We start from the raw sequence: 11,400 nt of genomic DNA on the forward strand, positions 1-11,400 counted from the left end.
CCGACCGCCGAAACCGTGCCGGTTCCGGCCCCGGTCCCGGTTCCCGCGGCGGCAGACACGAAAAAGCCGGTCGATTGACCGGCTCTTCGGGGTGACGCGGCGACGGGATCAGTCGCGCTTGTAGCCGCTGGTGGTGCAGCCCAGGCAGCGCACGAAGGCTTCCTTGCCGGGGTCGACCACCAGGGCCTTGCCCGCATCCTTGACGTTACCGCCCAGGGCGGTGAACGGCAGGCTGACCACGAACGCCACGGTGCCCACGGCGGTGGCGGCGATCAGCAGCGGGCGGGCGATCAGCAGGTCGCCGATCATCGAGTAGGCCGGCGGCGCCTCCACCTCGTAGACGGGGTTGCCACTGGCGTTCTGCTGCACCACCTCGGCATGTGCCGGCAACGCCAGCAGGCCGGTGGTCAGCGCCAGGACAGCAGCGGAGCGATGAAGCAGGTTCATGGATGCAATCCTTTGATGGGACGATGAGTGTCGCTAACTATAACAGCGCCGCACGGATTGTCAGCGTGATGGCCGTCAATCGCCGGAGCGAATCCTGGCGCTTTTCGGGGCCTCCAGCGCCCCCGATCACCGGCCTCAGCGCTGGCAACGCGGGCAGTAGACGCTGGCCCGCTGGCCGAGGCGCACGTCCCGCAGGGTGCTACCGCAGACCTTGCAGAATTCGCCGCCACGGCCATAGACGAACAGCTCCTGCTGGAAGTAGCCGGGCAGGCCGTCGCCACCGACGAAATCCCGCAACGTGGTGCCGCCGCGCTCGATGGCGTAGGCCAGTACCCGCTTGATCTCCGCCGCCAGCTTCAGGTAACGCGCCCGGGACACCGCGCCGGCGCTGCGCCGCGGGTCGATGCCGGCGGCGAACAGCGCCTCGCTGGCGTAGATGTTGCCCACCCCCACCACCACCGCGTTGTCCATGATGAACGGCTTGATGGCCATGGCCCGGCCCCGGGACAGGCGGAACAGCCGCTCGCCGTCGAAGGCATCGGTCAGCGGCTCCGGCCCCAGGTTGCGCAGCAGCTCGTGGGCCAGGGGCTCCTGGCTCCAGAGCAGCGCGCCGAAACGCCGGGGGTCGGTGTAGCGCAGGGACATCCCCGACTCCAGTTCCACGTCCACGTGTTCGTGCTTGAGCGCCGGCTGCCCCGCGGGCACCAGGCGCAGGCTGCCGGACATCCCCAGGTGAGCGATCAGGGTGCCGCTCTCGGCCTGCAACAGGAGGTACTTGGCGCGCCGCTCGACCCGCTCGATGCGCTGGCCGGACAGGCGCACATCCAGGTCCTCGGGGATCGGCCAGCGCAGCCGGCGTTCGCGGACGATCACGCGGAGGACCCGCTGCCCCTCGACGTGGGGGGCGATGCCGCGGCGGGTGGTTTCGACTTCGGGGAGTTCAGGCATGGGGCGTGGGCGCAGAGCAGGGGCGAAGGCCGCAGCCTACCAGAGCCGGTGCCCCGTCGCTGCCGAAGGCGCCGCGAGGCGCCGGGGCGGTCAGTAACCGGCCCGGCCCACGCCCATTTCCTGGATGCTTTCCTCCAGGTTGACGAAGTCGTAGTCGGACAGCCCCACGTAGTCCAGCACCCGAGCGCGAATGGAGTTCCACTCGTGGTCGGTGTCCTGCTGGCCCAGCACCCGGTAGCAGTTGCAGATGTGCTCGGCCATCTTCAGGATCGCCAGCAGGTTGCGCATCTGGCTGTCGCGGCTGCCTTCCTCGGTGAACACCGAGAGGGCGTTGTGGTGGTTGGCGATGGCGTCGCAGACGTGAGCCGGCAGGCGCCAGGAGCGGGCGGTGAAGTAGCCCACCACGGCGTGGTTGGTGTTGAGCAGGCGGTTCTCCGTGTCCACCACCCGCACCTCGTCGCTGGCCAGGGCGTAGGCCTCTTCCAGCACCGCCATGTAGTCGGGGAAGCGCTTGAGCATCAACGGGATGCCGCAGTTGTGGAACAGCCCCAGGGCGTAGGCCTCGTCCACCGACTCGTAACCGACCCGCTTGGCCAGGGTCAGGCAGGTCATGGCCACGTCCTGGGCGGTGTCCCAGAAGCGGTTGAGGGTGACGATAGTCTCGTCGTTCATCTCGCCCTTGATGGACTGGGCGTTGATCAGGTTGATCACCGAGCGGCTGCCCAGCAGGGTCACGGCGCGCTCGATGGAGGTGATGCGGTTGGCGAGGCCGAAGAACGGTGAATTGACCAGCTTGAGCAGGGCGCCGGAGAGGCCCGGGTCCTGGCTGATCAGCTTGGCGATGGCCTTGAGGTCCGGGTTCGGCATGACCTGCTCCATCTGCAGGTCGACCATGATCTGCGGCTGCGGGGGCACGCTGATCCCCTGGAGCACTTGCATGATCTGTTCGGCGGAGAGTTCTTGGGCCATGACGACACACACATGGAGGGACCGGATGAAGTGCCCAGTCTAGCCCTTCGGGACCGACGAGGGGATGAAAATCGACAGGAACTTTACCAGACGCGGCAGGGGTCGGAATTCAGTATCCGTCCCAAGAACCCCGACGAAAAAGGAGTCCCCCATGTCCCTGTCCGCTTCCGGAAAACGTGTCGCCCTGCTGGTCACCGATGGCTTCGAGCAGGCCGAACTGACCGGACCGAAGGAAGCCCTGGAGAAGGCCGGCTACACCGCCGAGATCGTCTCGGCCAAGCCCGGCACGGTCACCGGCTGGAACCACACCACCCCGGCCGACAGTTTTCCGGTCGACACCACGTTCGACGCGGCGAAGATCGAGGACTACGCGGCGATTGTGCTGCCCGGCGGCGTGGTGAACTCCGACACTATCCGCACCGATGCCAAGGCCCAGGCCCTGGTCAAGGGCGCCGCCCAGGCCAACAAGCCCATCGCGGTGATCTGCCACGGCGGCTGGATCCTCGCCTCCACCGGCCTGGTCAAGGGCAAGACCATGACCAGCTGGCCCTCCCTCACCGACGACCTGAAGAACGCCGGTGCCACGTGGGTGGACAAGGAAGTCGTGGTGGATGGCAACCTGATCAGCAGCCGCAAGCCCGACGACATCCCGGCCTTTAACCAGAAGCTGCTGGACGCGCTGTCGGCCTGACCGCCCCGGTTCTCCGCGGCGGGCGCCCAGGGCGCTCGTCGCCGGAGCCCAGTCTTTATCGCGCCCGCTTCCGGGCGCCCCTCTCGGGGTTGAGGCAGGCGACGGTCTGTTCGTCCCGCCTTTCATACCCGCCCCGCCCAGGCGACGGCTGAATCGCCAGCCGTCCTGTTTCCTACCCTGCCCTTTCCTGGCCCACTGAACTGCCCTCACCGATCGTCCGGGTCAGGCGCTGCGCGCCTGGTTCAGCAGGCCGCCGATCATGCTGCCGGTTTCCTCCAGGTCGATGTGCCACTGCAGGGCTTCCCGCAGCAGGTGCGGGGTGTGGCCGCCCCTGGCGCAGGCGCGCTGGAAGTAATCGTCCAGGGCACCGCGGTAGGACGGGTGCACGCAGTGGTCGATGATCGCCCGGGCCCGCTCCCGGGGCGCCAGGCCGCGCAAGTCGGCGAGGCCCTGCTCGGTGACCAGGATGTCCACGTCATGCTCGGTGTGGTCCACGTGGCTGACCATGGGCACCACACTGGAGATGGCCCCGTCCTTGGCGATGGACTTGGTGACGAAGATCGCCAGGTGCGCGTTGCGGGCGAAGTCCCCCGAGCCGCCGATGCCGTTCATCATCCGGGTGCCGCCCACGTGGGTGGAGTTGACGTTGCCGTACAGGTCGAACTCCAGGGCGGTGTTGATGCCGATGATCCCCAGCCGGCGCACCACCTCCGGGTGGTTGGAGATTTCCTGGGGCCGCAGCACCAGGCGGTCCTTGTAGCGCTCCAGGTGGCCGAACACGTCGGCGTTGCGCCGTGGCGAGAGGGTGATGGAGCTGCCCGAGGCGAAGCGCAGCTTGCCCGCGTCCAGCAGGTCGAAGGTGGAGTCCTGCAGCACCTCGGAGTACATGGTCAGGTTCTCGAAGGGCGAGGCCAGCAGGCCGCACATCACCGCGTTGGCGATGCTGCCGATACCCGCCTGCAGCGGGCCCAGGTCGTTGCCCATGCGCCCGGCGGCCACTTCGCCCTTGAAGAAGTCGATCAGGTGGTCGGCGATGGCCTGGGTCTCGGCGTCCGGCGGCAGCACGGTGGAGGGCGAGTCGGGCTGCTGGCTGACCACGATGGCGACGATCTTCGCCGGGTCGATGGGAATCGCCGGCACGCCGATGCGGTCATCCACCCGGGTCAGCGGGATCGGCGTGCGGGTCGGCCGGTAGCTGGGGATGTAGACGTCGTGCAGCCCTTCCAGGTTGGCGGCGTGGGCCAGGTTGATCTCGACGATCACCCGCTCGGCGAAGATGGCGAAGCTGGCCGAGTTACCCACCGAGGTGGTGGGCACGAGGTGGCCCTGCTCGGTGATGGCCACCGCCTCGATCACCGCGATGTCCGGGCGCTTGAGCTGGTGGTTGCGCAGCTGTTCGACGGTCTCCGACAGGTGCTGGTCGATGAACATCACCTCGCCGGCGTTGATCGCCCGGCGCAGGGTGCCGTCCACCTGGAAGGGCATGCGCCGGGCCAGCACGCCGGCCTCGGTGAGCTGCTTGTCCAGGTCGTTGCCCAGGCTGGCGCCGGTCATCAGGCTGATCTTCAAGGGGGTCTGCCGGGCGCGCCGGGCCAGGGCCTGGGGCACCGCCTTGGCCTCGCCGGCCCGGGTGAAGCCGCTCATGCCGACGGTCATGCCGTCCTCGATCAGGGCCGCTGCCTGGTCGGCGCTCATCAGCTTGTCGAGCAGGGCAGGCAGGCGCACGCGTTCCGTATGCATGGTGAGGTCCTCGGCTGTCGAAAAGCTGCGCAGCCTACGCCAACCCGCCGGCCCTGGGCCCACCCCTGCGACCAAAGTCGAATCCCGCCGGGCGCCGGCGGACGGTTCGCCGACCGCCGCCGGGCCGGCGCGGTATAATCCGCGCTTTTGCCCGGAGCCCGCTGCATGACCCTGCCCCGCCTGCGCCTCAAAGCCAACGCCGACCGCCGCCTGCGCGCCGGCCACCTGTGGGTCTACAGCAACGAGGTGGACGTGGCCGCCACCCCGCTGAACGGCTTCGCCGCCGGCGACCAGGCGGTGCTGGAGGCGGCCGGCGGCAAGCCCCTGGGCGTCGTCGCGCTGTCCCCCAACAACCTGATCTGCGCCCGCCTGCTGTCCCGGGACGCCGAACTGGCCCTGGACAAGTCGCTGCTGGTGCATCGCCTGAACGTGGCCCTGTCCCTGCGCGAGCGGCTGTTCGACACGCCCTTCTACCGCCTGGTGTACGGCGACGCCGACCTGCTGCCCGGGCTGGTGGTGGACCGCTTCGGCGACATCCTGGTGGTGCAGCTGGCCTCGGCCACCATGGAGCGCAACAAAGACGCCGTGCTGGAAGCCCTGCTGCAGGTGCTCAAGCCCCGCGGTGTGCTGTGGAAGAACGACTCCGCCGCCCGCGACGCCGAAGGCCTGGAACGCTACGTGGACGTGGCCCACGGCGACGTGCCGGACTGGGTCGCCCTGGAAGAGAACGGCGTGAAGTTCGAGGCGCCGGTGCGCGACGGGCAGAAGACCGGCTGGTTCTACGACCACCGGATGAACCGTGCGCGCCTGGCCCCCTACGTCAAAGGCAAGCGGGTGCTGGACCTGTTCAGCTACATCGGCGGCTGGGGCATCCAGGCCGCGGCCTTCGGTGCCAGCGAAGTGGTCTGCGTGGACGCCTCGGAATTCGCCCTGGACGGCGTCGAGCGCAACGCCGCGCTGAACGGCCTCAGCGAGGTGGTCGCCAGCATCGAGGGCGACGTGTTCGAGGCCCTGCGCGAGCTCAAGGCCGCCGAGGAGCGCTTCGACGTGGTGGTGGCCGACCCGCCGGCCTTCATCAAGCGCAAAAAGGACCTGAAGAACGGCGAGGCCGCCTACCGCCGCCTCAACGAACAGGCCATGCGCCTGCTGAACAAGGACGGCATCCTGGTCAGCGCCTCCTGCTCCATGCACCTGCCGGAGGACGACCTGCAAGGCCTCCTGCTGGGCAGCGCCCGCCACCTGGACCGCACCCTGCAACTGCTGGAACGCGGCGGCCAGGGCCCCGACCACCCGGTCCACCCCGCCATCCCCGAAACCCGCTATATCAAGAGCCTCACCTGCCGCCTGCTGCCCAATGCGTGAGCGGTAAGCGGTAAGCGGTAAGCGGTAAGCGGTAAGCGGTAAGCGGTAAGCGAGGGTCGAGGGTCGAGGGTCGAGGGTCGAGGGTCGGACCCTACAGCCGGAACATGCGCCCTCGTCCCTCCCACACAGCGCAGCACCGATGGCTTTGTAATCCCCGCCTTGGCGACGATCCCGTAGGATGGATGACGCTTTCCTCATCCACCTTGCGAAGGTCCAGCCACACGAGCGTACCGACAGACGAAGACGTCGCATTCGGCACATACACGGCCAGGTGCGCCAACGCAGAGAGCCCCATCCCCTGTCTGCCCGCCCCTGCCGTGCGCGTGGCCCGGCGGATGATTCCAGGGCACGCGCGCCCAACCCGTAGCCCAGCCTCCAGCTGGTCGTTGCTCGCTCCAACGAAGCCCCCAGCCGCCCAACGCACGCATGGTGGATGAAGACAGCGTCATCCACCCTACACACCATTCCGCGGTAGAGAACCCTCGCCGCCAGCGCATCCGTCGCCTGGCCCATCCCCTCCACCCGTCGCGTTGTCATCGGTTCGCAACGCCGATGGGGTGCCATGGAACTGCGCTGCAGGAATGCGCCAGCCCTCCCGACGAGCAAGGACGAGCCCATGACCCCGATTCCCCTCCGCCGCCTGCTGGCGGCCTTCTGCGTTTCGCTGCTGACCGCCCAGGCCCAGGCGGGCGACGACAAGGTGCTGTTCTTCGGCATCGACGGCTTCAAGGCCGACGCCATCCCCGCAGCCGGCATGGTCAACCTGGAGCGGCTGATCGCCCGGGGCGTCTACACCGACGGCGGCTGGTCGCCGGACACCTCGGTGAGCGGCCCCGGCTGGTCGACCCTGTTCACCGGCGTCGAGCGGGACAAGCACGGGGTGCGCGACAACACCTTCGCCGGGCAGAACTACGCCCGCTACCCGCACTTCCTCAGCCTGATCGAGCAGCGCAAACCGGAACTGGTGACCGCCTACGCCTACAACTGGTCGCCCCTCTACGCCCAGATGAAGCCGGTGGCCGACCTGCGCTTCGACGGCCCCGAGGCGGACGATGCCCGGCTCGTCGACCAGGCCGAGACATGGCTGCGCACCCGCGCCGACCTGGACGTGCTCAGTACCTACTTCTATGGCGTCGACGAGGCCGGCCACCAGTTCGGCTTCCATTCCGACACGCCCCAGTACCTGCAGGCCATGGGCCGCGCCGACGCCGCCCTCGGGCGCCTGCTCACCGCCATCGAGGCGCGCCCCACCTACGCCCGGGAGCGCTGGCTGATCGTGGTCAGCACCGACCACGGCGGCACCGGCACCGGTCACGGCGCCAATCGCCCGGAGCACCGCAAAGTGGCGGTGGTGATGAGCGGCGCCGGCATCCCGGCCCTGGGCCGCAACACCCTGGCCGAACCGCTGCGCCAGGTGGACGTGCTGCCCACCCTGTTCCAGCACCTGGGGGTACCCACCGCCGGCCTCGACCTGGACGGCCGCTCGCGGCTGAACCCGCAGCCGCGGCGCTTCGCCTTCGGCCGCAACCTGCTGGCCAACCCGGGCGCCGAGTACGGGGCCGCCCATAGCGACCTGGCCTACGACCCGGACATCGCCGGCTGGACCAAAGGCGGCACCCAGACGGTGATGGCCTACGGCACCCGGCCCGACCTGCCCGCCGGCCAGGGCCACCTGTTCGTCGGCACCGGCACGGGTTCCCTGACCCAGCGCATCCCGCTGCCACCGGAGGCGGCCGGGCGGCCATTCCGCCTGGATGCCCGGCTCGGCACCAGCGCCGGCAGCGCCCACGATGCCCGGGTGATCCTGCGCTTCCGCGGTGGCGAGAAACGCACCGCGGTGAACTGGACCGACGACACCGGCTACTTCTTCGTCGGCGACCGCTACTACCGCTACGACTTCGCCCGCGACCGGGTCGCCGACGGCTACCCGAAACCCATCGCCGGCAACTGGCTGGGCTTCGACCAGCTGCCCGGCGGCCCGCGGGACCTGGATGCCGGCTTCAACGCCGGCAACGGCAAGGCCTACTTCTTCAAGGGCGACCAGTACCTGCGCTTCGACGTCGCCAGCGACCGGGTCGACAGCGGCTACCCCAGGCCCATCGCCGGCAACTGGCCGGGGCTGGAACGCCTGGCCGGCGGCGCCCGCGACCTGGATGGCGTGCTGGCGGTGAGCGGCAGCAAACTGTACGTGTTCAAGGGCAGCCAGTACGTGCGCTACAACCTGACCCAAGGCGACAAGGCGGACGCCCGCTACCCCCTGGACCTGTCCGGCGCCACCTGGTCCGGTGTGCAGCACTGGCCCCTGGGGGTGGACACGGTGTTCAAGCGCAACGCCGGGGTGGCCTACTTCTTCGACGGCGGCGAATACATCCGCTACGACCTGGTGGCCGACAAGGCCGCCGCCGGCTACCCGCGGGCGGTGACCGCCGCCACCTGGCCGGGCCTGGACGCCTTCCGCGCCGAGGGCCGCTTCTTCGCCAGCGAGCCCCTGGGCGCCGCCGAGCGCACCGGCCAGCCGCTGGACCGCGCCCTCTACGGCAGCGTGCCGGAAGGCGCCACCGCCGTGGAGGTGGAGGTGCGCCTGGCGAAAGGCAGCGGCGCCGGCTTCCCCTTCGCCGACGACCTGGACCTGCGTATCGACTGAGGCCACCCGGGCGGTCCACTGGCGCGAGGCCGGTGAAACCGCCCGCGACCCTCCGGGGTCTTCCGGAGAACGGCGCCGGCCTCGCAGCGGGCACCGCCCGATCCGTCCCGACGCTCCAGGAGGCCCCATGGCCCGCGCCTACGCCCCGCTCGTTCTCGCCCTGTTGGGCGCCACCGTCCAGGCGGCGGACCTCAGCGTCGCCGAACACCCCCTGGCCGCCTGCGTCGACCTGCGCCTGGCGCCGGCGACCCGCTCCGCCAACCTGGTGACCACCGCCGCCACCCTCGCCCTGAAGAACCCCATCGGCACCTGCGGCTGCCCCTCGGCCCTGGCCACCTACACCAGCAGCGTGACGGTGAACGGCGTGGAACAGGTGCTGCAGGAAGGCCTGCTGGGCCTGCGGGACGGCGGCCAGGCCGTGCTGGTCCTGGCCACCGACCCCACCCTGTTCGACGGCCACCCGGCCCGGGTCGCCCTGTCCTGCGCGCGATCGTTGTAGCGACTCCACAATCCATCGCCGGCGCCACTGCCTGGTGGGCAAGTAAAACGTTGCCCACCCTACAGGCCACCCTATGTCCGCCCGACGACCCATGCCCGCGTAATCCGGGTACGTTTTCCACCGGCACCACCCGGCCCGTCGGCCTTTCGTGTCGGCGGCGGCTGGGATTAGAATCCCGGTTCCCCTGCCACACCCTCAGGCGGGCAGTGAGCCCCGGCCGGGCGCGCGGCGATCCCGCGAGACCCAGGCCATGGCCGGACCGGCGACCACGATCGCCCGCCCCCGGCCCCGTCCCGCTCACCCAAGACCATCACCTGATCAGCCTGCAGGAATGCCGTAATGCCCGATTACCGCTCGAAAACCTCCACCTTCGGCCGCAACATGGCCGGCGCCCGCGCCCTCTGGCGTGCCACCGGGATGAAGGACGAGGACTTCAAGAAGCCGATCATCGCCATCGCCAACTCCTTCACCCAGTTCGTGCCCGGTCACGTGCACCTGAAGGACCTCGGCCAGCTGGTGGCCCGCGAGATCGAGAAAGCCGGCGGCGTGGCCAAGGAATTCAACACCATCGCGGTGGACGACGGCATCGCCATGGGCCACGACGGCATGCTCTATTCGCTGCCGAGCCGCGAGATCATCGCCGACTCGGTGGAGTACATGGTCAATGCCCACTGCGCCGACGCCATCGTCTGCATCTCCAACTGCGACAAGATCACCCCCGGCATGCTGATGGCCGCCCTGCGCCTGAACATCCCCGTGGTGTTCGTCTCCGGCGGGCCGATGGAAGCCGGCAAGACCAAGCTGGCCAGCCACGGCCTGGACCTGGTGGACGCCATGGTCATCGCCGCCGACGACTCGGCCAGCGACGAGAAGGTGGCCGAGTACGAGCGCAGCGCCTGCCCCACCTGCGGCAGCTGCTCCGGCATGTTCACCGCCAACTCCATGAACTGCCTGACCGAGGCCCTGGGCCTGTCCCTGCCGGGCAACGGCTCGACCCTGGCCACCCACGCCGACCGCGAGCAGTTGTTCCTGCGCGCCGGGCGTCTGGCGGTGGAGCTGTGCCAGCGCTACTACGGCGAGGGCGACGCCTCGGTGCTGCCGCGCAACATCGCCACCTTCGAGGCGTTCGAGAACGCCATGATGCTGGACATCGCCATGGGCGGCTCGACCAACACCATCCTGCACCTGCTGGCCGCGGCCCAGGAAGCCGAGGTCGACTTCGACCTGCGCGACATCGATCGCCTGTCGCGCCGGGTGCCGCAGCTGTGCAAGGTGGCGCCGAACATCCAGAAGTACCACATGGAAGACGTGCACCGGGCCGGCGGTATCTTCTCCATCCTCGGCGAGCTGGCCCGCGGCGGCCTGCTGCACACCGACGTTCACACCGTGCACAGCCCGAACATGGCCGACGCCATCGCCCAGTGGGACATCACCCAGACCCGGGACGATGCGGTTCACCACTTCTTCAAGGCCGGCCCCGCCGGCATTCCAACGCAGACCGCGTTCAGCCAGGACACCCGCTGGCCGAGCCTGGACGACGACCGCGCCGCAGGCTGCATCCGCAGTGTCGCGCACGCCTATTCCCAGGAGGGCGGCCTGGCGGTGCTGTACGGCAACATCGCCGAGGACGGCTGCGTGGTGAAGACCGCGGGCGTCGATGAGTCCATCCACGTCTTCGAGGGCCGCGCCAAGGTCTACGAGAGCCAGGACGCCGCGGTGAAGGGCATCCTGGCCGACGAGGTCGTCGCCGGCGACATCGTCATCATCCGCTACGAAGGGCCCAAGGGCGGCCCGGGCATGCAGGAAATGCTCTACCCCACCAGCTACCTGAAGTCCAAGGGCCTGGGCAAGCAGTGCGCCCTGCTCACCGACGGCCGCTTCTCCGGCGGCACCAGCGGCCTGTCCATCGGCCACGCCTCGCCGGAAGCCGCCGCCGGCGGCGCCATCGGCCTGGTGCGCGACGGCGACAAGGTACTCATCGACATTCCCAACCGCCGCATCGACCTGCAGGTCTCCGCCGAAGAACTGGCCCACCGCCGCGCCGAGCAGGACAAGGCCGGCTGGAAACCCGCCGCCCCCCGCCCCCGCAAGGTCACCACC

At 69.4% G+C, this 11,400-nt stretch carries 9 protein-coding genes; 5 read left to right on the forward strand and 4 right to left on the reverse strand.

Annotated features, from left to right (window positions below; all coding sequences use genetic code 11):
• Positions 1–108: 108 nt before the first annotated feature.
• From FM069_RS17045 to FM069_RS17055, 3 genes are all read right to left on the reverse strand, one after another.
• Complete coding sequence (locus FM069_RS17045) at positions 109–447, reverse strand: multidrug transporter (protein WP_143489575.1); 339 nt, start codon at positions 445–447, stop codon at positions 109–111.
• A 135-nt stretch (positions 448–582) separates the two neighbouring features.
• The gene (gene mutM, locus FM069_RS17050) at positions 583–1,395 is read right to left on the reverse strand and encodes a bifunctional DNA-formamidopyrimidine glycosylase/DNA-(apurinic or apyrimidinic site) lyase (RefSeq protein WP_143489576.1); all 813 of its coding nucleotides are present in this window, start codon (positions 1,393–1,395) and stop codon (positions 583–585) included.
• A 90-nt stretch (positions 1,396–1,485) separates the two neighbouring features.
• A complete protein-coding gene (locus FM069_RS17055; RefSeq protein WP_143489587.1) occupies positions 1,486–2,310 on the reverse strand; it encodes an HDOD domain-containing protein in 825 nt (274 codons plus the stop codon).
• 205 nt (positions 2,311–2,515) lie between these two features.
• Here FM069_RS17055 and FM069_RS17060 point away from each other — a divergent pair, with 205 nt between their 5' ends.
• Positions 2,516–3,055 (forward strand): type 1 glutamine amidotransferase domain-containing protein, encoded by a 540-nt coding sequence (locus FM069_RS17060; protein WP_143489577.1) that lies wholly within the window; start codon positions 2,516–2,518, stop codon positions 3,053–3,055.
• A gap of 222 nt (positions 3,056–3,277) precedes the next feature.
• Here the strand turns inward: FM069_RS17060 and FM069_RS17065 are convergent, their stop codons facing one another.
• Positions 3,278–4,795 (reverse strand): acetyl-CoA hydrolase/transferase family protein, encoded by a 1,518-nt coding sequence (locus FM069_RS17065; RefSeq protein ID WP_143489578.1) that lies wholly within the window; start codon positions 4,793–4,795, stop codon positions 3,278–3,280.
• A 165-nt stretch (positions 4,796–4,960) separates the two neighbouring features.
• On the opposite strand from FM069_RS17065, the gene FM069_RS17070 reads away from it, so the two are divergent.
• The 4 genes from FM069_RS17070 to ilvD all read left to right on the forward strand — a co-directional run.
• Positions 4,961–6,157, forward strand: a complete 1,197-nt coding sequence (locus FM069_RS17070; protein ID WP_143489579.1) for a class I SAM-dependent rRNA methyltransferase — start codon at positions 4,961–4,963, stop codon at positions 6,155–6,157.
• Between the two features lie 616 nt (positions 6,158–6,773).
• A complete protein-coding gene (locus FM069_RS17075) occupies positions 6,774–8,801 on the forward strand; it encodes a hemopexin repeat-containing protein (RefSeq protein WP_178106794.1) in 2,028 nt (675 codons plus the stop codon).
• A 127-nt stretch (positions 8,802–8,928) separates the two neighbouring features.
• Positions 8,929–9,300 (forward strand): DUF2195 family protein, encoded by a 372-nt coding sequence (locus FM069_RS17080; RefSeq protein WP_143489581.1) that lies wholly within the window; start codon positions 8,929–8,931, stop codon positions 9,298–9,300.
• Positions 9,301–9,639: 339 nt separating this feature from the next.
• A partial coding sequence (ilvD, locus tag FM069_RS17085) for a dihydroxy-acid dehydratase (RefSeq protein WP_143489582.1) occupies positions 9,640–11,400 on the forward strand: 1,761 nt, incomplete at its 3' end.

Source organism: Pseudomonas mangiferae, from assembly GCF_007109405.1.
Taxonomy (GTDB): domain Bacteria; phylum Pseudomonadota; class Gammaproteobacteria; order Pseudomonadales; family Pseudomonadaceae; genus Pseudomonas_T; species Pseudomonas_T mangiferae.

Excerpts from the sequence above, each read along its gene's own strand:
- mutM (WP_143489576.1), bottom strand. The coding sequence starts at position 1,395 with ATGCCTGAACTCCCCGAAGTCGAAACCACCCGCCGCGGCATCGCCCCC.
- FM069_RS17070 (WP_143489579.1), top strand. The coding sequence starts at position 4,961 with ATGACCCTGCCCCGCCTGCGCCTCAAAGCCAACGCCGACCGCCGCCTG.
- FM069_RS17075 (WP_178106794.1), top strand. The coding sequence starts at position 6,774 with ATGACCCCGATTCCCCTCCGCCGCCTGCTGGCGGCCTTCTGCGTTTCG.
- FM069_RS17060 (WP_143489577.1), top strand. The coding sequence starts at position 2,516 with ATGTCCCTGTCCGCTTCCGGAAAACGTGTCGCCCTGCTGGTCACCGAT.
- FM069_RS17065 (WP_143489578.1), bottom strand. The coding sequence starts at position 4,795 with ATGCATACGGAACGCGTGCGCCTGCCTGCCCTGCTCGACAAGCTGATG.
- FM069_RS17080 (WP_143489581.1), top strand. The coding sequence starts at position 8,929 with ATGGCCCGCGCCTACGCCCCGCTCGTTCTCGCCCTGTTGGGCGCCACC.
- FM069_RS17045 (WP_143489575.1), bottom strand. The coding sequence starts at position 447 with ATGAACCTGCTTCATCGCTCCGCTGCTGTCCTGGCGCTGACCACCGGC.